Genomic DNA, 19,243 nt, shown 5'->3' with positions numbered 1-19,243 from the left:
TCGTTCATTCCTTCTGGAGGACTCCGGCAGGTCGAAGGTGTTTTCTATATCGGCGCTTTCATAAATAGAACAGACCACGGAGCACAAAACACCCAAACATTAAAATTTGGTTGTTTTGCTATGAGCTTTCGTTTTGAAGGAACATGGTAGGAGGCTTAAAAAGACGAGCGTGGGTTCTCATTCCTGACCGCTTAACCCGTCCGGAATCGTAATGGTGAATCTGCTTCCGGAGCCGGGTTCGGACTCTACGCGGATGGAAGCGCCGATCTGAGCCAGATTTTCCTTCGCGATGAAAAGACCCAGGCCGTCCCCCTGCCCCGCGGAGGAATTCCGGCCTCTGAAATAAGCGTCAAACAGATGAGGAAGGTCTTCCTTTGCAATCCCGATCCCGGTATCCCGGACCGAGATCTCTATGCCATTGCCTGTTTTTTCGCAGGAAAGCTCGACGGTACCGCCGGGCCCGGTGAATTTATACGCGTTGGTCAAAAGATTGTAGACGGATTGGCTGAGTTTGTATCTATCGGATGTAACCGTCAATTTTTGATTGCCGGTCAGCTGCATGAGAATCTTTTTCTTTTCAAACTGCACTCTCATGCCGCCGACGATCTGGCTGAGAAGCGCATGAAGATCGATCTCCTCCGTACGCACCTCTTCTGCCGGCTGATCGGCGTCTATGAGCATGCTCATGCTGGAAATAATGGCTGAGATGCCGTCCACCTGTGACTGGCATACTTTTATTTCATCGGCCGACATATTGATAACGCCGTCTTCCAGTCCTTCCAAATGGGTTTTCAGGATGGTCAGAGGGGTCCTCGTCTGGTGCACAAGCTCATCGACGATTCTCTTGCGCCCCATCTGCTTAATTTTCAGCCTCTTGTGAAGAGCTTCGAGGCTTGACTGGATGACACGGATCTCCCTTATTTTTGACGGCTTGAAATCCGTTGTATCTCCCATATCAATACTCAGCGCCTGGGCGGCGGTGTTAGTCAGATCCCGGCTCAGCCGTCGGCTGGTGAACAAGCCGAAAATCAGCAGCACGATCATAACGATCGCGAAGGATACGACGCTGTTTCGGATGAGGGCCGCTTTGAACATCGTAGAAACCAGGGAATTGTTCAGGGCGCTGTATCTTGTGATGAGAAGCATACCGATGACCGTGCCGCCGTCGGTTATCTCAAAGCTGTCGATCTCTTCGGAGCTTTTGCGTATCATGCCGCCCATCATGCCGTATCTGTTGCCGGCGGCCTCGGCGCTGGCGGCCAGTTCCCCGCCGGCATCGTAGAGCCTGATGGCGATGATGGGATCGTCCAGATGGGATTCCAATTGGACGGAAAGCTGAGGCCCGGTAAGGCTTTGGTCGATGAGCGCGTTTTTCGCCAGCTGCTGAAGCTGACCGATATGGTAATTATATATGTCGGTGTTGTAGGAAAGAAAATACCGGTTAATCAGCGAGGACAGAATCAGGGAATTGACGGATACGGCGATCAGGGCGGTCAAAGCCAGAACGAAAAGCCACTGACGTCTGATTGTCAATGCCGCTCACCTCCCAGAACATAACCGGCTCCATATTTCGTTAATAGAATCCGGGGATTTTTCGGATCGCTTTCGATCTTCTGCCGAAGCCGCTTGATCGAGCTGTCGATATTCCGGTCGTAGCCCTCGTAGTCATACCCGTAGGCAAGACGGATCAGCTGTTCCCGGGAGAGGACCTGGCCCCGGTATCTGAAGAAAGCCTGAAGAAGCACAAATTCCGCCGCGGTGATGGGAATTTCCGAGTCTCCTTTATAGAGCTTCATGCTTTTGGTGTGAAGACTAAAATCCTCGAACCGATAGACAATCTCTTCCGAGCCGCGGTAAGTCCGCCGAATGACGGTGTTGACCCGCTTTACGACTTCCTTAACGCTGAAGGGCTTGACAACATAGTCGTCAGCGCCTATGTCGAAGCCCTTCAAGCGATCGATTTCCTCGGTTCTGGCCGTGAGCATGATGACCGGGACATCCGATATTTTCCTGATTTCACGGAGCACGTCGAACCCGTCGATCCCCGGCATCATGACGTCCAGCAGAGTGAGATGAATTTTCTCTCGGTTGAAGATTTCCAGCGCTTCAAAACCGTCTTTTGCAGCAAAGGTCTTGTACCCTTCGTTTTCAAGGTATTTTGAAACGACGCTTCTGATCTCCTCCTGGTCTTCAACGATCAGTACGTTGTATCCCATTCCTATCACCCTGTTATATTATACTTCCCACAGCCTTCGGCCACAATGGCCGGAGTATCATTTTTCCTTTATGACTTTTTTCATTCTGACGTACTCTTCTTCCGTGATTTCGCCTTTCACATAGCGATCGTTAAGCAGCTCCAGGCTGCTGTCCGTGTGACCGCCTTCATGACGCCTGCGGGCCTGCTTGACCAGCGTTACGACGGCTATGACGATGAGCGCGATGAGGGCAAGAGCGCCGAGAATCATCAGAAAGCCCCCGCCACCGTGCATGTAGCCGCCCATGTATCCGGCCCCGCCTTCAAAACAGCGGCTGAGAACGCCGGTTCCTCTTAACAGCATTTCAAAAATACCTCCTTGTTATTATTTGCTTTTTATCGTAATGCGCAGTCTTCTGTAAGTTTCCTCATCGATTTCTCCGCTGACAAACCGCCTTCTCAGTGTCTCCTCGGCATCTGAGCAAGTTGCGTAGGCGTAGCTGTAGGAGCGCCCCGGTCTATTAGCAAAGTAAAGGATTGCCAGGATAACACCCAGTGGTATCAATAACATAATTTTCGCCTCCCAGGTCTGATTTATGATTTTATTATCGGCCGGAAATATGGCACAATTATGGCAGCAAAAAAACACCGAAAACAATTCGTTTCGGTGTTTTTAATCTGGCAAGAACCGTCCGGTAAGCCGGATCTATTTCAGAAAATCCTCCCGGATCGGGGAGAAAACGTCGATGGCGACCAGAGGCTCCAGAACCTTGACGCAGTGGGGCACGTTAGGGGGCATCACGATGCTGTCGCCGGGGTTCATGGGATAGACCTTATCCCCCACCGTATATTCGGCTTTTCCGGAGATGACGATGCTCATCTGCTCGTGGGGATGGGCGTGCATGGGAATGGAGGCCTCCAGGGGGACCTCCCAGTAGGTGGTCATTACGGTGTCGGAATAGGCCAGCACTTTCCGGACGATACCGCCGGCAAGCTGCGCGGTTTTTACGCTGGAGTGGTCGAAATAGATCTGATTCATGATTAACCCCTTTTCAGATGTGCGGCAGCCGGAAAAAGAGCCGGCGGCGGCACGGTTTTTTACTCAAAGCCTATCATAACAGCGACAGCGGAAGAAAGCAAATGGCGCTTTGCGTCAAATGCAGGATTTCCCGCCGAAAACACGCGCTGCACGCCGGGATGCCTGAAAACCCTGCGGAAGTAAACGGTTTGGAAAGCCGCATTTTGTTCATTGGATTTCATGCAATGAGGGTGATATAATACTTGCAAAATCGGAAATTGGAGCAAAGGAGGAAATGCGGCGTGAAAAAAGTCAGGAAGTATTTTGTTTTCCTGCTGGCGGCGGCAATAGCGCTGTCCGCGGCCTCCTTTGCGGTTTCGGCGGAGTCCCCTGTAAACCACCCGCCGCGAATCGACGCTTCGACCCAGACGCTTACCCTTCGGGAAGGCACGCAGGGCAGCGTCATCCTGGCGGCGGCGGACGCGGACGGCGACAATCTGAGATGGTATGCGGATGCTCCTGCAAAAGGCTGGGTTTCGGTCCTACCCGGAATCGGCTCCATTTCCGTTACATACACACCCAAACCAAACGCAACCGGCAGCGACTCCTTTACGGTCCATGTGTCCGACGGCAGGGGCGGGAGCGACAGCGCCGTCATCACCGTTGCCGTGGAAGAGCAAAAAACGCTTCGTTATACGGCGCTGGGAGATTCAATCGGAACGGGGACCATATATCCCGGAAAAAGGATCGAAACCTACGTCACTTATTTTTCGCAGTACCTGGAAACGGAATACGGGTCCGGCAACGTAACTGCGGAAAATTTCTGCGAGGACGGGGACACCACGGGCGATCTTCTGAATTGGCTGCAGGTCGACGGCTCCCGGCTGGTGCAGTCCGTGATGGACGCGGACGTGATCACCGTGAGCATCGGCGGAAACAATCTGATGCAGGCCTGCGCAGACGGTTCGGCATTGGGAGTATATGATTTCAATTCCATCGATATCGCCAGGGCGGAACTGGGTCGGGCGGATTTTCAGACGCAGTTCCCGAAGATAATAAAACGGATCAAGGCGCTCAACCCGGACGCCGCAATTCTCGTAAACAGCCTGTATAACCCCTACAATCCTTCCGACGCGGCGATGAGAGATACGGTGGAAAGCTTTCTGTTCAACGCCGGGAGCGGAATCAACGACGTGATTTACGCAGATACGGGGCTGGGTTATTCGGTAGCGGACGTCTACACCGCCTTTCAGGCGTACGCGGAAGAGGGTGACATGGGCGCGGTCACCTATTTCTACCCCACCGATCTCTGGGGGCGCCTGACGCGAAACCCGCATCCGAAAGCGCTGGGACAAAGCATCCTGTACCGTTTGAATGCCGAAGAATACAAAACGGCGGTTTCATAGCGGAACGGATACGCAAAGATGGAGGATAAAAAGGCATATTATACAATATAAGTAAGGCGCGGATTCGCACAATTGTAAATGTTGCACGAATACCGCTCCAGACATGCATTGTCCTTTGCAGTCAAGCTGGCAAAGCTGTTTCATTCAGAGATTGAAATTATACATGTATTTGAACTCCCCATGGCCTACAGCAGGACGGAAGGAACCAACCCGTATAAACTGGAGAAGGATAAAAGCCTGTTTTCAGCCGGAACGGAAGGCGTCGACTGCGGTCAGGTGCCGGTCAAAAAGAAAACCGTAAGGGGATATCCCGCGACCGCGATCCTGTAAGAAATTGAAAGCGACAAGGACATCGGGCTTGTGGTAATGGGATCCCGGGGGCACAGTCCGATGGCGGGAGCCATCCTCGGCAGCGTGACCCAGCGTGTCCTGGCGGAAGCGACCTGCCCCGTTATTGTCGTAAAGTAGGATCCAGAAAGGAACGCCCCTTCCCCGATTGATGCAGACGCAAAGAGCGATTAATAAAGATACCTTATAAGGATACCCCCTGAGACGATTCGATTCCAGGGGGTATCCTTTTTTCCTGATGCAAAGGGCGATTTCAGCAAATAAGAACTGATATAACGAACCGAAGAAAAATCCGGCCGCCGGAAATCCGGCGGCCGGTATAGATCCGACGACGCGAGGCGCAGGAAAAACGGCAAAGCGGAATCAGTATTTGCCGAATTCCCCGTCGTCCAGCGAGATCATCGGTTTACCCGCGGGCATGCGGACTTTTTTCTCAGGGCCCGCGTCCCTGCCTTTGTTTTCGGGCAGCCTGGCCTTTTTGTCGATCATTTCCTGGATGGCGCGGATGAGGTCGGGACTGAGACTGTCGAGGCTGGCAAAATGCGTCTCCATGATTTCGCGGAGCTTCACCTTGTTTACCGTCTGCTTGAGCATATCCGCCTGGCCGGAGAGCTCCTCGCTGGCGGAAGCGCTTTCCTCGGCGGTGGCGGAGTTGGTCTGGATCACCTGGGATACCTGCTCCACAGCCTGATTGACCTGGGAGATGGCCAGAGCCTGCTCATTGGAAGCGGAGGCAATCTGACCCACCAGTTCGGCGGTTTTTGTGATGCTGTCCACGATCTCGTTGAGAGCGACCTCGGTGCTGTTGGCGATCTTCGTTCCGGCGGCGACCTTCTCAATGGAGCCTTCTATCATGGTGGTGGTCTCTTTGGCGGCGCCGGCGCTCTGCTGAGCCAGGTTCTTGACTTCCTCGGCCACCACGGCGAAGCCCTTGCCGTACTGCCCGGCGCGGGCGGCTTCCACAGCTGCATTGAGGGCCAGGATGTTGGTCTGGAAGGCGATATCGTCAATCACCTTGATGATCTTTGAAATGTTGTTGGAGGCCTCGTTGATGTCGTGCATGGCCTGGACCATTTCCTTCATCTGCTGGTTGCCCTTGACCGCGTCGTCCTTGGCCGTCTGGCTGAGCTTGTCCGCCTGGACGGCGTTGGCGGCGGTCTGCTTGACCTGGGCGGACATCTCTGTGATGGAGGCTGTAACCTCCTCCACGGAGCTGGCCTGCTCCTCGGAACCACGGGAGAGAATCTGGCTGGATTCGGAAATCTGACCGGCGCCGGCGGAAACCTGCTCCGCTGCGGTATTGATTTCCCGGAAGGTTTCATTGAGGGAAGCGATGATGGTATTCATAGACTCGGAAATGAGATTGAAATCTCCCTTGAACTCCCGAACCGTCTGCAGATTGAGATTCCCGTGGGATATTTCCGAAAGGGTGCTGCCAATCTCCGCGATGACGTGATTGAGCGTTTCCACAAGAGTGTTGACGGAGCTTTCCAGTTCGCCGAATTCTCCCAGATAAACGCCTTTCATCTTGTATTTGAGATTTCCCTGGCACATCTGGGACATTACGTCGATGACCTCCTTGATGGGAGTCGACATGGCATCCATGGTCTTATTGAGGCCGCGGATAATATTGCCGTATTCACCCGCGAACGCATCCGGGTTCTCCCGGGCACCCAGATTGCCTTCCGAGGCGGCTTTGGAGAACCTTTCGGTGGAATCTACGATGGACTGAACCGCTTCCATCATACGCAGGATAGAGGGAACCAGATTATCGTTGGCCGATCTCCTGCCGATCTGACGGACTCGCTCAATCTGGTGCAGATTGCCGTCGGAGACCTCCGTGATAATGTTGATGACGGCCGCCATTCTCTCCTGCACGGTGTTGAGGGCTGTGGCGAAGGAGGCAAAAGCGCCCTTGTACCGGTTGTCCATGGAAACGGTGTAGTCGTTGACGGCCATGAGTTCCAGGATATGGCCGGCACCGGCGAAGGGATCGGCCACCGCTTCCACGGCGGCGTTGATATCGCCGCCCATTTTGGCGTACCGGCCGGAATACCCGGACGTATCGATGCGGAACTCCAGATTGCCCTCCCGGATATTGGAGGAAAGGCTCTCCGTGTCCTTTTCCAGCCCGCCGATTTGCTTCGCAATCTTTTCAATGCTTTGGTTGGCTTTCAGGAAGGTCTCCCTGTAAGCCGCGGACGCCTCGTTACCCGCAGCGACGTTCAGATCCAGATCCGTCTCCCCCGCTGCGAGTTTTTCAAGATTCCGTTCCAGCCGATGGATTTCCTGCTGCTGATAAAGAATAATATTGTCTCTTCTGGACGGTCCCATATTAACACTCCTGCCTTATCGTTTTATATCAGGCAATCTGGCCGATTGCCTCCATTTCGTTGTCGTTCATCAGTTTTACGCATTCCAGAATCAGCTTGACCTCACCTTCCACCTTTCCGATGGCCTTGAGATACCTGTTTTCAGTCCCCTGGCTGATTTCCGGCGGAGGCACAATGTCATCGTCCGCGATGGAAAGAACTTCGGACACGTTGTCCACAATCAGCCCGATGGAGACATCCTTCATCTCCACGACAATGATGCAGGTTCGGTCCGTATAGTCCGCGGGAGGTTTTTTAAACCGCAGGCGGATGTCGATGACCGGTATGATCTTTCCCCTGAGATTGATGATCCCCTTTACATAGTTGGGCAGTTCCGGCACCTCGGTGATCGGCTGGATCCCGATGATTTCGGTGACGAATTTGATTTCGATGGCGTAGACTTCCTTCCCAAGGGAAAAGGTCAGGAATTTTCCTTTTTGGGTGTCTTCCTCCAGTTCCAGGATTTCTTCCTGCGTTTTTACCATATCTGCATCTCCTCCCATCCTCGTTGCACGCAGGCAAGAGGTATATTCCGCGGCAATCGGACAGCGCGCAGTTGTCCGGAAAATCGGCGGGTATTATGTATATCGAACGATTTCCGGTTTTTATTAACAGATATCAGTAAGTATTCCTGTGCTTAATCAGGAAAATGTGACAGACAAACGATTACTGTTCGGCAAGCAAAGAGCAAATCTCCTCCGGAATGTCTCCCAGAGAGGCCTGTTTTTCCACCGCGCCCAACTGAAAGGCGACCTTTGGCATGCCGTATACGACGCAGGATTTCTCATCCTGGCCGATGGTGCGCGCGCCGTTCACCCGCATTTCCAGAAGCCCCTTGGCTCCGTCTCCGCCCATTCCGGTGAGAATCACACCCAGGGCGTCACCCTTCGCCGTCTGGGCCACCGAGTGAAAGAGTACGTCCGCGGAGGGACAATGCCCGTTCACCTTTTCCCCCTCGAAGCATCTGACCCGGTAACCGCTGCCGGAGCGCTCAAGCACCATGTGATTATTGCCCGGCGCGATGAGGACGCTTCCCTGCACAACCGCGTCACCCGTCTGGGCTTCCTTCACGTGAAGCGCAACGGTGTTGTCCAGCCTCTGGGCGAAGAGCTTCGTAAAAACGGGGGGCATATGCTGAACCACGACGATCCCCGGCATGTCCCCAGGAAGGGCTTTCAGAACCGACAGGAGCGCCTCCGTTCCGCCGGTGGAAGCTCCGATGGCGATGATTTTGTTTTTCCGGAAAGGCCTGCCGCCGGAGACGGTTTTCAGCGCGGGCTTCCCCCACTGGGACAGGTTGGCCGTGGACGCCGTTTTGATTTTCAGGATCAGATCGTTTACAAAATGATCAAGGCCGCCTCCGGGGTTCATATCCGTTTTGGCGACAAAGTCCACGGCGCCGGCGTTCAGAGCGTCGAAAACACTGGCGTTGGCGCCGCTGAGCACGATTACGGGGAGGGGATACTGAGGCATGAGCTTCCGAAGAAATTCGATCCCGTTCATCTTGGGCATTTCCACGTCCAGCGTCATCACGTCCGGCATGAATTCCACGATCTTGTCGCGGGCGTCATAGGGGTCCACGGCGGTGGCAACCACCTCGACGCCGGGATCCGCAGAGAGCTTCCTGCGCAGAAACTCGCGGTACATCAGAGAGTCGTCCACAACCAGAACCCTGATTTTTTTATCCATCCTTATCACAACCCCTTCCGATAAATTGCGGGCATCACATACTGAAACTGCGTCTCCTCCCTGCCGATGGATTCCGAGTGCCCGATAAAGAGGTAGCCCCCGGCTTCCAGGGAATCGTAGAACCGGTTGACAAGCGCGGTTTTAGTAGCCATATCGAAATAGATCATCACATTCCGGCAGAAAATGACGTGAAACTTTTTCCGGAAAGGAAAATATTCGTTCATGAGATTGAAATACCGGAAGATCACTTCGTTTTTCAGTTTGTCCGTAATCTCGCTCTTCTCCTGGTCCTTTTTAACGAAATTGGACTTCCAGGCAGCCGGGAGGGCTTCCAGGCTTTTTGTCTTGTACTCCCCTTTTTTGGCGGCGTCCAGCACCTTGCTGGAAATATCGGTGGCAAGTATCTTGGCATCCCACATAGGTTTTTCGCTGCCGAAAAAGTCCTGAATAATCATGGCGAGGGTATACGCCTCCTCACCGGAGGAGCAGCCGGCGCTCCAGATGCGCAGGTCCTTTTCCGGGACCGACCTTGCCAGCTGCGGCAGGACATAATCCCGGAAATAAAAGAAATGATCCGGTTCGCGCATGAAAAAGGTGTGGTTCGTCGTTATCCTGTCCACCAGCTCCGAGACGGCCCGGCCGGTTTTGTCGGAGGTGACATAGGCGTAGTATTCCGAGAAGGTTCCGAAGCCGTACTGCTGAAGGATGCTCTGAAGCCTGCCCAGCACCAGGGTCTTTTTTCCGGCGCCCAGCTTGATGCCGAAATTTGAGAAAATATAGCCCGTGAGATGTTCGTATTCCTTTTCTGTAATATCCGTCATATTCCATCCCTCAATATCAAGATCGCGCAAGGAGGGCGGAAATCCTGCCGCGCCACAGCGCAAATTCCGCCGTTATGATTTATATCGGGATTTTTTTCGAATCACTTAACAGGCCGTACCGATTCGCGGTTTTTAATGCCGATCGGCAACATTTCGCTTTTATATTGAAATCTGTTCATAATTGATATATACTGGCAATTAGTACTATATCGATAATACTGCCATTTTGAATTAAATCGAATGGCTATTTTTTTGTCGAAAGGCTGTGGTTGCCCATATGTCCGCGTTTTTGGCAAGACAACCCATATTCGACGTCAAACTGAACGTAATCGGCTATGAACTGCTTTACCGTTCCAGCGAGAAGAGCGCTGCCTACGACGGCAGCGATCCCGACATGGCTTCCATGGAAACCATCATGCACGGGCTGGACGACGGCATAAAAACCCTTACGGACAACCGGCTGGCCTTCATTAATTTCACCGAGACGCTCCTTCTCAACGAAGCTGCAATCATTTTACCCAGGAGCCATCTTGTTGTGGAAATCCTGGAGGGAATCCTTCCCGTCAAGGATGTCGTAAAAGCCTGCAGAAAACTGAAAAAACAGGGTTATATGCTTTCGCTGGACGATTTTGTCTTTTCGGAGGAATACCGGCCGTTTCTGGAACTCGTGGACATCGTTAAAATTGATTTTCTCAATCGCAAAGAAGAGGAAATCAAAAAAGACGTCAAGCTTCTGTCCGAATACGGCAACATCCGGCTGCTGGCGGAAAAGGTGGAGACACAGGAAATCTTTTCCGTCTCGAAGGAGATGGGGTTTACCTTGTTTCAGGGTTATTTCTTCAGCAAACCGGTGATTATGGAGAGAAAATCGATTCAGCCCGTACAGATCAACCAGCTTCAGATGATGCGTTGCGCGATGGACCCTCTGGTGGACTATAAGAAGCTCGCCGCCATCATTAAAAACGACACCGTTCTCTCCTACCGGATCCTGAGACTTGTGAACTCGGCCTATTACGGAATGAAATACAACATAAAGAGCATCCACCACGCCCTTGCGATCCTGGGACTCAACAGCATCAAGAAATACGTCACATTGTTCGCGGTCAATACGATGAAGGAAGAAAAACCGGAAGAGCTGATGCGGATTTCCCTGATCAGGGGTCATTTCCTTGAATCTTTGGCACCGATCATCCGGAATAAAAAAGCGAAGGAAGACCTGTTTCTTCTGGGACTGTTTTCCTTAATCGACGTTATGTCAGACACCCCGATGGAAGAAATCGTGGAAAAAACAAAGATGCCGGAAAAGGTGGCCCAAGCGCTGACCACGGGCAGCGGGAAGTATGCCGAACTTCTGAGCATCATTAAAAATTACGAAAAAGGAAACTGGGCGGACGCCATTGATACCGCCTCCGAGAACAATATTTCTCCCAAGGAGCTGTACAAGCTCTATATGGAGGCGGTCCTGTGGGCGGCGGACATCCTGCGGTACTAAGAGACCTATAGTTGCGGCTTGACGCAAGGAGAAAACCGCGGCGGAAAAAGAGACCGAAAAAACCCGGGCAGCGAACAGCTGCCCGGGTTTTTTGAGACCGTCGAAAAACTCTGTTTTCCGACGGAAACGGGAGAAAGTTCGCGCCTTTGCGAAGGCGCGAAAAGTATGCCTTGCGGAAAGTGAATTCCCGCAAGGCATTGGGATTTCATCTTTTTTTGAATTTCGGTCACGGAACGCACCGCGAAATCCCAAAAAGCTTTTCACCGATGGCGAAAAGGACGATGGGACTTTTTATGTTTTCTTACTGCGGATAAACGCGATCGCGGTTCATGATGATATCCGTAATCCGGACTCCGTAATTTTCGTCGATCACGACCACTTCTCCCCGGGCAACCCGTTTCCCGTTTACCACAACTTCCACCAGCTCCCCAGCCATCTTGTCCAGGACAATGACGGAGCCGATTCCCATATTGAGAATATCGCTGATGCTCTTCTTCGTCTTTCCCAGTTCGACGGAAACCTGAAGCGGGATATCGCTGATGAGATCGATGGAGGAGCTGAAGGAAGCCTTGGAATCGCTTCCCCCTTCGTCGAAGGACTGAAAGGAACAGGGTGTGACCCGGACGGGACGGGCGGGTTCTTCCCGGGCAGACGGCTTCCTGCCGGCGGAGCTGGCGCCTTCCTTTTCTTCCGGCGGCTTGTCGGCGGGTATGTTCATTTTGGTTTCCTCACTTTTGCGTTGCGAAACCGGGCTTTTCTCCGGTTCCGTTTCCGGCCTCATAAGAGCGGCGGACAACTGCTTACCGACTTCTATGGGCATGATCTGCATCAGCTTACTCTTTAAGACCCCCTCGATTTCCATATCGAAGCTGACCTTGATCACAAGGTCCGAATCGCCCAGCAAATCCTTGACATCCGCTCCGACGCTGATGCGCACGGCTTTTGGAGGCGTAATATCGATGGGTTTGCCCAGCATGTTGGAAAGAGAGGTGGCGGAGGAGCCGATCATCTGATTCATGATTTCGCCCATGGCGCTCAGGTGGATCTCATCCAGCTGGACATCATCCAGGCTGCTACCGCCGGAGCCTCCCATAAGTAGATCGGTGATGAGAATGGAATCGCGCTCCTTTAAAATCAGGAGATTTTTTCCCGTCATCGCCTTGCTGTATTCCACCGTTGCCACCACAAAGGGAGACTGATAGATCGAGAGGACTTCCTCCGCTGTGTATACGCAGACCTTAGGCGTCGTAATTGTGGTCCTGTGGCCGAGAAGGGTGTACATGGTGGTGGCGGCGGCGCCCATGCAGATGTTCCCCACCTCTCCCAGGACATCAATTTCCTCAGAGGTCAGATACTGGGCGCTTTTATCCAAAAGCAGCATTTCTTCATCCAGCACGTCCGCATCCGTCGCCCGGTCCTCAGGATCGGGACGAAAACTTTCTTCCGCGGCGGAGGCTGCAGCCTGCCCGCCGGCATCCGCCGTATTGTCTTTTACCGGAGGAACCGTTCCGTTTAACATCGCATCGATCTCTTCCTGCGATAGATTACTCATCCTCCTCAACCCCCTTTATCACGTCCGTTACTCTGACCGCGTATTTGAGCCCCTTCGTACCTATGAAAGCATGAAATTTCGGAATGTTCTGCACCTTGACCGTAAGGGGCTCATTCAGCTTGTGCTCCAGCTGAATCACATCGCCCACCTGAAGACAGGCAATATCTTTTGCCGAAGCGGAAGTATCGTTGAAAAACGCATGGATTTCCACGGGCGTGCCATATATCTTGTCTTCGATATCTTCCGCGGCGGGAACGACCTTCTTGCCCTTCGTACCGGAATACCAGAGACGGGCGTTGAGCTGTTTTGCCACAGGCTCTATGGCCATATGGGGAAGGCAGATGCTGATCACTCCGCTTACCGTCCCCATGGTCACATTGAGGGTAATCACCGCTACGGGTTCGTTGATATCCACGATCTGGGCAAACTGGCTGCTGGTCTCAATCCGTTCCAGCCGGGATCTGAATTTTATCACCTTTGCCCAGGCCTCATCGAAGAAAACCAGCATCTGACGGATCACACGCTCAATGATGGCAAGCTCGATTTCAGTGAAGGCTTTCTTCGCCTGGGAATTGTTCGTACCGTTTCCGCCGAAGAGCCTGCTGACGACGCAGTCCGCTATCTCCGGAGAAAGATGAAACAAAATGGAACCTTCCAGGGGAGGAGAGCTGACAACCGCCAGGACAAGAGGCGACGGAAGAGCATTGTTGAACTCATAGAAAGTCAGTTCCTCGATGGACAGAAGCTCGATCTCGCTGGTGGAATGAAGCGCGGTGGTAAAATAGCTGGCAAGGAGCTGGACAAAATTCTGCATCACGATATTGATGGTGCGGATCTGCTCTTTGGGAAACCGGTTTGCCAGCCTGAAATCGTAAGGCTTAACGGAAAGCGAGTCCTCCTCGTCGGCGGCAAGGCATTTTGCTCCGTCGCCCGCGGCCAGTTCGCTGATAAGCCTGTCGATTTCAGACTGTGATAATATATCGCTCAATCGTATCTCTCCCTTCGCCCAAAAGCAGATCGGCACAGAAAAATATCACTGCATCACAAAATCGTTGAAATATACCGTGACGATACTGTCGATCCCCAGCGCGGCATTCAGATCGCCGGACAACTGAGAGCGAAGCTTGTCCTGGATGTCATCGCTTCGGAGATCGTCCTCGGTGAGGTTTCTCAGCTGAAAGAGAATGGTGTCCCGAATGACGTACTCCTTATCTGCCAGCTCTTTGGAAACTTTTTCGCTGCTGAGCATCAGAACGATGGTGGACTTAAACAGCTTGTTGCTGTCCTTCACGTTTGTGATGAAGGAATCCTCCAGGGGATAGGAATAGAGATCTTCCAAAGCCGGTTTTTCATCTACGTTTTTTTCGGAAGACGGTTTTAGAATAAACAAATAAAATGCCGCGCCGGCCGCGATCAGCACCACGGCCGCTATTATGATGATTTTTTTCTTCAAATCCGATTCTCTCCTTTATTGGGCGAAAACCGCTCTTTCAGCTCTGCGATATCAGCTTTTCGATCACAAAATCCACACGCCGGTTTGCAGCCCTTCCCTCCGGGGTGCTGTTACTGTCCACAGGCTGATATTCGCCGTAGGCCGCGGCGGAAAGCTTGTCCATGCTTATCCAGCCGGACTGAATGAAGTATTCCAAAACCGCGTTGGACCTTCCCATGGACAGTTCCCAGTTATTCTTGAACTCCGAGGTATGGATGGGCACGTTGTCGGTATGTCCCTCTATCCGCACCATGCGAACGGCGGAGAGATTGTTGCCGATGAGCTGAAAAATATGGTCCAGCACATCTTTTCCGTCTTCCCGGATGTACGCTTTCCCGGAATCAAAGAGAACGACATCCTGGAAGCGGACCAGAATCGAATCATCCTGTTTGGCAACAAGAATTTCCGCCTCCCAGTCGTTATCCTCCACATAGGTTTTTATGGCGTAATACAGCGCGTCAAATTCGTCTTTGTTTTCATCCTTTACGTTGAGCGTATCTTTGGAATCCTCGTCGGTGCTGACGATCCCCTCCACATGGATGGGATCCTCCCGCACCGTCTGCTCGGTGAAGGTCTCCACCACCCTGGTGCTGCCTCCGGTAAAACTTCCCACCAGGGCCTGCCACTTGTTGTTGTCAATGGAAGAAAAGGAATACAGCAGAACGAAAAAACAGAGGAGATTGGTCACAAGATCGCCGTAGGTATCCATCCAGTTATAGCCGCTGCCTTCCTCGTCATGCGCTCTCCTGTTCCTGGACATGTTCCGCGCCTCCCTTCTCGCCGGCGCCCAGAGAAACCTGGGGTTCCTTCAGCTGGGCACGGGACAGGAACGCGTTGAGTTTTTCCCGGATGATCCTGGGGTTTTCCCCGTCCTGAATGGACAAAAGACCTTCCAGGATCATCTCTTTGCGCAGGTATTCCCTGCTGCCTATGGCCTTTAGCTTTTTGGAAAGCGGATTGAAAACCAGGTTTGCCAGCATGGAACCGTAAAAGGTAGTAATCAGCGCTAGGGCCATCTGGGGTCCCAGAGTATCCATATCCGAAAGATTCTTGAGCATATTGATGAGGCCGATCAGGGTCCCGATCATACCGAAGGCGGGGGAATAGGCCGCCATGGCGTCCAGGACCGCCCGATTGTCCGAATGGCGCTCCTTGATGAAATCCAGCTCGGTTTCCATGATGCCTTTGATGAGCTCCGGATCCGAACCGTCCACGATGAGCATGATGCCCTTTTTCAGGAAAGGATCCTCGATCTCCTGGGCATAGTTTTCCAGCGCCAGGATCCCCTCTTTTCTCGCGGTGTTGGCCATGCCGATGAGAAATTCCACGTCGGCGCTGGCGTCATCCGTCTCCTTTTTAAAGGCGTTTTTCACCGCCTGTATGGCGTCTTTCAGCCTTTTTATCGGAAAAGAGGCGATGGTGGCGCATACAACTCCTCCAACCGTTATAAAAACCGAAGGAGCGTTGATATACGCGCCGATGGAACCGCCGCCGATATAAAAGCTGATTACCACACAGGCAAGACCGGACAGAATCCCGATTATAGTTGACATAATTCCTATCGCCTCAATATATCCACAGGTAGGACCCCATTATTTCCGGAACGAAACCGGTTCCCTGGCGCTCCTGACAGCAATTCAACGCGGAAGGTATTGGACATAAATCCTTCGTTTGTGTTCCACGATCCGGTTTACGACTTCCTCCGCCGATTCGGCGACGGTGAGTTTTTTCCCGCCCTCCAGAGACAGGATCGTATCGTGGTTTTCCTCCATGTACTCAATCTTGTCCTCATTGAGCCAGAACTGCTCCACCTGGTTGATCCTGGTAAGCTTTATCATAACGCCTCCAAAATTGAAATCGTACGGTACGGCGCCGTCCGGGTCTGCTGCGGGACGCTTAACGTCCCGCAGCAGACTCTTCATGGCCCGTGCAGCAGATCAAGGTACGACGCATTTACGAGCGCTTCAGATTGACCAGTTCCTCCAGCATGGTGTCGGAGGTGGTGATCACTCTGGAATTCGCCTGGAATCCTCTTTGCATGATGATCATGTTGGTGAGCTCGGTGGCCAGGTTTACATTGGACATTTCCAGGCTTCCCACCGCAAGGGAGCCGGCAAAATCTTCGTTGGCGTAATCCAGCGTGGGAGTGCCGGAATTGGCGGATTCGGCGTACTGGCTGCCGCCTTCCTTTTCAAGGCCTGAAGCGTTTGAGAAGGTGGCGAGCACCAGTCTTCCGATGGTGACGGTGGCGTCCGTGGCGGGATCGTACGCCGTGATCAGGCCGTTTGAATCAATGGCATAATCGATGTAAGTATTGGAAGCGCCTGTCATCTGAATCGTGGAAAGATTGGCGAGGGTCTGAGTGTAGTTCGTCACGTTGGGATCGTTGCTCAGGTAGCCGAGCACGAATTCTCCCTCGTCGGTCACAAGATAGCCGTCGGAGTCGGCTTTGAAGCTTCCGTTGCGGGTATAGTAATCCTTCCCGTCGGAACCGCGGATGATGAAATACCCTTCCCCGGTGACGGAAAAATCCAGGTTGCCGTCGGTGGTCTGGGTACTGCCCTCGGTCATGTTGGTCTTGACCGCCGAAATGGACATGCCAAGCCCCACCTGCTGGGCGTTGGAGCCGCCCGTTGTGGCGGAGGGAGCGGTGGCGGTGCTGATGGTCTGGCTGTAGATATCGGTAAAAATCACACTGCTTGCCTTAAAGGCGGTGGTATTGACATTGGAGATATTGTTTCCGATGATATCCATGGCCGTCTGATGATTTTTCAGACCGGATACCGCGGAAAAAAGGGAACGCATCATAGTGCATATCCTCCCATTTCATCATTTCAGAGAGATTCGGAAATCTCCGTAATGGAATCGAGTAAAATCTGAGTGCCGTCCACCGCGACACAGACGGCTCCGTCTTTCATGGAAACCCCCGTGACCGTGCCCGTCACCGACCGTGCGGTCCCGGTTTCGTCCTGAACGGAGCCCGTGACGGTCTTCCCGATCAGAAAGCCCGCGTTTACCAGAGAAGAACCGGTTTCCACGGCGCCGGTGTCAAAAACCTGCAGGATGCTGTCCACGCCGACGGTAGTGTCGCCTATCACGGCGTAATAAGAACCGCCGCTGCTCACGACACTGTCTACGGCGCCGCAGCAATAGCCGGTTTCTCCCGTTGCGGAATCGATGACCTGGGCGCAGGCATATTTTCCCACAAGGGCATAGGCGCTGATGGCGGATACGCCCGAGTTGAGAGACTGCATCTGCTCCAGGGAGGACATCTGTGCCAGCTGGGTGACAAACTCAGTGTCCGTCTGGGGATTGAGAGGGTCCTGGTACTGCAGCTGCGCCGCCAGAAGAGTGAGAAAGGTTTCGCTGTCTACCGCGAGATTGGAGGAATCCGAACCAGAAGCCGCTTTGGTATTCAGTTCGATTCCGTTGGATACGGCGGATATTGCCATTTCATTGCCTCCTATTGATCGCATGCTCACGCATACCTACGCGTGGAAGATCACCGTGCAGCCTGTTATTTCCGTTTCCGCCCAGGCTTCCGGGCTTTCAAAGCCGGGAAAATCGTAAGCGGTGGAAATGCCTCCGCTGCCTTTATAGCTTTGGGCCGTACTCTCCCGGCCGGAAAAACCGCCCGACATCCCGCCGTCCGGCTGCTGCCCTATCATGTCCGAGCAGACGACGTCCACGCTCTTGAGGCGTATCCCGCTGTCGTCCAGCTTGCTCACCAGTTTTGCCACTTCGCTGGACAAAAGACTCTGAACGGCGGAATCCTTGGTTCGAATCTGCGCGTGAATCCCGTCTTGCTCCGAGGTAAGAGAAATGGAGAGCTTGCCCAGGTATTCCGGTTCCAGCTGGATTTCAAACCGGCCGTCGGCCTGCTGCCCGAAGGAGGAGATCATATCTGAAAAACGCTCCAGAGCATTGGAAACGGCCGCCTCCCCGACAGAAGAATCCGACGAGTGCACAGTCTGGGCCGCGGTATACGAACTGCCTGCGGCAGACGGTTCCCCGGAAAGCTCTTTGACGGCGGACCTTTTTATTTCCTGAACGCTTTCCTTTTCTCCGTGCCCGGAAGAAAGATTGGAAGATTCCCCGGAAGCGGCGGAGTTTTTCAATACAGATTCGGAAACTGTCTCCGAGGCTCCGCCCGCCGGGCCGGTGGTTTCTTCGCTTTTTGCGGTCTGCAGAGAAGCGGAAGACAAGGGCTCCGAGCCTTCCGAAAGTTCCGATTCGGATCCGGAACTCCGGACAGCCGCGGCATTCACACTGCCGGCTGAAACCGCGTCCGCCTGCCGCGCAGATGTCTCCGCTGCGGATTCCGTATTGCTGATATTCTCCAAGGGGCACGAAAGGCTGCTTTGCAGTTGCGTATTTGTCGCAGTTTCGTCTGTACTCTGCAAACATTCCGTCATTTGCGGCATCCGTGCCACACCGGTTTCCATGGTTCCATTGCCCTCCGCCTGCGGCGGGATCACGGTTCCGGGCACCAAAGACGCGATATCCGTATCGCATGAAAAATCGTTTCCCTCGAGAATGTCAGCAATCCCTTCCGAAGTCTCGCCCGTCTCCCCGCCGGAAACGGCAGGAGAACCCTGAGGAGTTTTTATGCAGAAGGGGGCCAGGCCCAGAAAAAAGGAGACACTTTCCTCCAGGCGCTTTTTTTCTTCCGAATCCGGGGAGACATCGTCCGCTTCCGAGGCGGAGGCGCTTTTCGTATCCGAATCCGTGCCGGAGGATAAAAACAGGGAAAACCCGTCGTCATCACTGGCGCCGGAGGATTTTTGCGGGGAAGCTTCGGGAAGGATTGCAACGGCCGACTGAATGGATGATGCTGACGTCATACTATCACCTCCTTT

At 53.2% G+C, this 19,243-nt stretch carries 22 protein-coding genes; 4 read left to right on the top strand and 18 right to left on the bottom strand.

What is annotated here, in order from left to right; all coding sequences use genetic code 11:
• Positions 1-177: 177 nt before the first annotated feature.
• The 5 genes from B9A13_RS00530 to B9A13_RS00510 form a co-directional block, all read right to left on the bottom strand.
• Positions 178-1,533: a sensor histidine kinase gene (locus B9A13_RS00530; protein WP_084233091.1), complete on the bottom strand. Its 1,356-nt coding sequence runs from the start codon at positions 1,531-1,533 to the stop codon at positions 178-180.
• On the bottom strand, positions 1,530-2,216 hold the full coding sequence (locus B9A13_RS00525; RefSeq protein WP_084233090.1) for a response regulator transcription factor: 687 nt from the start codon (positions 2,214-2,216) through the stop codon (positions 1,530-1,532). The genes B9A13_RS00530 and B9A13_RS00525 overlap by 4 nt, the downstream gene beginning before the upstream one ends.
• A gap of 57 nt (positions 2,217-2,273) precedes the next feature.
• Positions 2,274-2,558 carry an SHOCT domain-containing protein gene (locus tag B9A13_RS00520; RefSeq protein WP_084233089.1) on the bottom strand — a complete coding sequence of 95 codons (285 nt, stop codon included), beginning with the start codon at positions 2,556-2,558 and terminating at the stop codon, positions 2,274-2,276.
• A gap of 21 nt (positions 2,559-2,579) precedes the next feature.
• On the bottom strand, positions 2,580-2,765 hold the full coding sequence (locus B9A13_RS00515; RefSeq protein ID WP_084233088.1) for an SHOCT domain-containing protein: 186 nt from the start codon (positions 2,763-2,765) through the stop codon (positions 2,580-2,582).
• 135 nt (positions 2,766-2,900) lie between these two features.
• On the bottom strand, positions 2,901-3,233 hold the full coding sequence (locus B9A13_RS00510; RefSeq protein WP_084233087.1) for a cupin domain-containing protein: 333 nt from the start codon (positions 3,231-3,233) through the stop codon (positions 2,901-2,903).
• A gap of 281 nt (positions 3,234-3,514) precedes the next feature.
• Here B9A13_RS00510 and B9A13_RS00505 point away from each other — a divergent pair, with 281 nt between their 5' ends.
• From B9A13_RS00505 to B9A13_RS14355, 3 genes are all read left to right on the top strand, one after another.
• Positions 3,515-4,618, top strand: coding sequence for an Ig-like domain-containing protein (locus B9A13_RS00505; RefSeq protein WP_143806823.1), 1,104 nt, complete (start codon positions 3,515-3,517; stop codon positions 4,616-4,618).
• Positions 4,619-4,696: 78 nt separating this feature from the next.
• A complete protein-coding gene (locus tag B9A13_RS14360) occupies positions 4,697-4,948 on the top strand; it encodes a universal stress protein (RefSeq protein ID WP_084233085.1) in 252 nt (83 codons plus the stop codon).
• A 3-nt stretch (positions 4,949-4,951) separates the two neighbouring features.
• A complete protein-coding gene (locus B9A13_RS14355; protein WP_341456010.1) occupies positions 4,952-5,086 on the top strand; it encodes a universal stress protein in 135 nt (44 codons plus the stop codon).
• Positions 5,087-5,329: 243 nt separating this feature from the next.
• Here B9A13_RS14355 and B9A13_RS00490 read toward each other — a convergent pair whose 3' ends face one another.
• From B9A13_RS00490 to B9A13_RS00475, 4 genes are all read right to left on the bottom strand, one after another.
• Entirely contained in the window at positions 5,330-7,300 is a 1,971-nt protein-coding gene (locus B9A13_RS00490) for a methyl-accepting chemotaxis protein (protein WP_084233083.1), read from the bottom strand.
• Positions 7,301-7,328: 28 nt separating this feature from the next.
• Entirely contained in the window at positions 7,329-7,823 is a 495-nt protein-coding gene (locus B9A13_RS00485) for a chemotaxis protein CheW (protein WP_084233082.1), read from the bottom strand.
• Between the two features lie 181 nt (positions 7,824-8,004).
• Positions 8,005-9,027 carry a protein-glutamate methylesterase/protein-glutamine glutaminase gene (locus B9A13_RS00480; RefSeq protein WP_143806822.1) on the bottom strand — a complete coding sequence of 341 codons (1,023 nt, stop codon included), beginning with the start codon at positions 9,025-9,027 and terminating at the stop codon, positions 8,005-8,007.
• 5 nt (positions 9,028-9,032) lie between these two features.
• Entirely contained in the window at positions 9,033-9,848 is an 816-nt protein-coding gene (locus B9A13_RS00475; RefSeq protein ID WP_084233081.1) for a CheR family methyltransferase, read from the bottom strand.
• Between the two features lie 277 nt (positions 9,849-10,125).
• On the opposite strand from B9A13_RS00475, the gene B9A13_RS00470 reads away from it, so the two are divergent.
• Positions 10,126-11,340, top strand: a complete 1,215-nt coding sequence (locus B9A13_RS00470; RefSeq protein ID WP_084233080.1) for an EAL and HDOD domain-containing protein — start codon at positions 10,126-10,128, stop codon at positions 11,338-11,340.
• 301 nt (positions 11,341-11,641) lie between these two features.
• Here the strand turns inward: B9A13_RS00470 and fliY are convergent, their stop codons facing one another.
• The 9 genes from fliY to B9A13_RS00425 all read right to left on the bottom strand — a co-directional run bounded on the left by fliY (position 11,642) and on the right by B9A13_RS00425 (position 19,228).
• Positions 11,642-12,892, bottom strand: coding sequence for a flagellar motor switch phosphatase FliY (gene fliY, locus B9A13_RS00465; RefSeq protein WP_084233079.1), 1,251 nt, complete (start codon positions 12,890-12,892; stop codon positions 11,642-11,644).
• Entirely contained in the window at positions 12,885-13,880 is a 996-nt protein-coding gene (gene fliM / locus B9A13_RS00460) for a flagellar motor switch protein FliM (protein WP_159447974.1), read from the bottom strand. The genes fliY and fliM overlap by 8 nt, the downstream gene beginning before the upstream one ends.
• A gap of 45 nt (positions 13,881-13,925) precedes the next feature.
• Positions 13,926-14,345, bottom strand: coding sequence for a flagellar basal body-associated FliL family protein (locus B9A13_RS00455; RefSeq protein ID WP_084233077.1), 420 nt, complete (start codon positions 14,343-14,345; stop codon positions 13,926-13,928).
• A 37-nt stretch (positions 14,346-14,382) separates the two neighbouring features.
• On the bottom strand, positions 14,383-15,144 hold the full coding sequence (locus B9A13_RS00450; protein ID WP_084233076.1) for an OmpA/MotB family protein: 762 nt from the start codon (positions 15,142-15,144) through the stop codon (positions 14,383-14,385).
• Entirely contained in the window at positions 15,119-15,937 is an 819-nt protein-coding gene (locus B9A13_RS00445; protein ID WP_084233075.1) for a motility protein A, read from the bottom strand. Before B9A13_RS00445 ends, B9A13_RS00450 begins: the two co-directional genes overlap by 26 nt.
• 84 nt (positions 15,938-16,021) lie before the next feature.
• Entirely contained in the window at positions 16,022-16,222 is a 201-nt protein-coding gene (locus tag B9A13_RS00440) for a flagellar FlbD family protein (protein WP_084233074.1), read from the bottom strand.
• Positions 16,223-16,337: 115 nt separating this feature from the next.
• A complete protein-coding gene (locus B9A13_RS00435; protein ID WP_084233073.1) occupies positions 16,338-17,192 on the bottom strand; it encodes a flagellar hook-basal body complex protein in 855 nt (284 codons plus the stop codon).
• A gap of 26 nt (positions 17,193-17,218) precedes the next feature.
• Positions 17,219-17,836, bottom strand: coding sequence for a flagellar hook assembly protein FlgD (locus tag B9A13_RS00430; protein WP_159447973.1), 618 nt, complete (start codon positions 17,834-17,836; stop codon positions 17,219-17,221).
• A 36-nt stretch (positions 17,837-17,872) separates the two neighbouring features.
• Complete coding sequence (locus tag B9A13_RS00425) at positions 17,873-19,228, bottom strand: flagellar hook-length control protein FliK (RefSeq protein ID WP_084233071.1); 1,356 nt, start codon at positions 19,226-19,228, stop codon at positions 17,873-17,875.
• Positions 19,229-19,243: the final 15 nt, after the last annotated feature.

Origin of the sequence: Papillibacter cinnamivorans DSM 12816, from assembly GCF_900176335.1 — a bacterium.
Classification (GTDB): Bacteria; Bacillota; Clostridia; order Oscillospirales; family Oscillospiraceae; genus Papillibacter; species Papillibacter cinnamivorans.
Note: the sequence above shows the minus strand (reverse complement) of the source record. Positions and strands in the feature narration are given on the sequence as shown.

What these genes read in the sequence shown, in the direction of transcription:
- B9A13_RS00525 (WP_084233090.1), bottom strand. Translation starts at nt 2,216, where the DNA reads ATGGGATACAACGTACTGATCGTTGAAGACCAGGAGGAGATCAGAAGC.
- B9A13_RS00520 (WP_084233089.1), bottom strand. Translation starts at nt 2,558, where the DNA reads ATGCTGTTAAGAGGAACCGGCGTTCTCAGCCGCTGTTTTGAAGGCGGG.
- B9A13_RS00515 (WP_084233088.1), bottom strand. Translation starts at nt 2,765, where the DNA reads ATGTTATTGATACCACTGGGTGTTATCCTGGCAATCCTTTACTTTGCT.
- B9A13_RS00510 (WP_084233087.1), bottom strand. Translation starts at nt 3,233, where the DNA reads ATGAATCAGATCTATTTCGACCACTCCAGCGTAAAAACCGCGCAGCTT.
- B9A13_RS14360 (WP_084233085.1), top strand. Translation starts at nt 4,697, where the DNA reads ATGTTGCACGAATACCGCTCCAGACATGCATTGTCCTTTGCAGTCAAG.
- B9A13_RS00490 (WP_084233083.1), bottom strand. Translation starts at nt 7,300, where the DNA reads ATGGGACCGTCCAGAAGAGACAATATTATTCTTTATCAGCAGCAGGAA.
- B9A13_RS00485 (WP_084233082.1), bottom strand. Translation starts at nt 7,823, where the DNA reads ATGGTAAAAACGCAGGAAGAAATCCTGGAACTGGAGGAAGACACCCAA.
- B9A13_RS00480 (WP_143806822.1), bottom strand. Translation starts at nt 9,027, where the DNA reads ATGGATAAAAAAATCAGGGTTCTGGTTGTGGACGACTCTCTGATGTAC.
- B9A13_RS00475 (WP_084233081.1), bottom strand. Translation starts at nt 9,848, where the DNA reads ATGACGGATATTACAGAAAAGGAATACGAACATCTCACGGGCTATATT.
- B9A13_RS00470 (WP_084233080.1), top strand. Translation starts at nt 10,126, where the DNA reads ATGTCCGCGTTTTTGGCAAGACAACCCATATTCGACGTCAAACTGAAC.
- fliY (WP_084233079.1), bottom strand. Translation starts at nt 12,892, where the DNA reads ATGAGTAATCTATCGCAGGAAGAGATCGATGCGATGTTAAACGGAACG.
- B9A13_RS00450 (WP_084233076.1), bottom strand. Translation starts at nt 15,144, where the DNA reads ATGTCCAGGAACAGGAGAGCGCATGACGAGGAAGGCAGCGGCTATAAC.
- B9A13_RS00445 (WP_084233075.1), bottom strand. Translation starts at nt 15,937, where the DNA reads ATGTCAACTATAATCGGGATTCTGTCCGGTCTTGCCTGTGTGGTAATC.
- B9A13_RS00440 (WP_084233074.1), bottom strand. Translation starts at nt 16,222, where the DNA reads ATGATAAAGCTTACCAGGATCAACCAGGTGGAGCAGTTCTGGCTCAAT.
- B9A13_RS00435 (WP_084233073.1), bottom strand. Translation starts at nt 17,192, where the DNA reads ATGATGCGTTCCCTTTTTTCCGCGGTATCCGGTCTGAAAAATCATCAG.
- B9A13_RS00430 (WP_159447973.1), bottom strand. Translation starts at nt 17,836, where the DNA reads ATGGCAATATCCGCCGTATCCAACGGAATCGAACTGAATACCAAAGCG.
- B9A13_RS00425 (WP_084233071.1), bottom strand. Translation starts at nt 19,228, where the DNA reads ATGACGTCAGCATCATCCATTCAGTCGGCCGTTGCAATCCTTCCCGAA.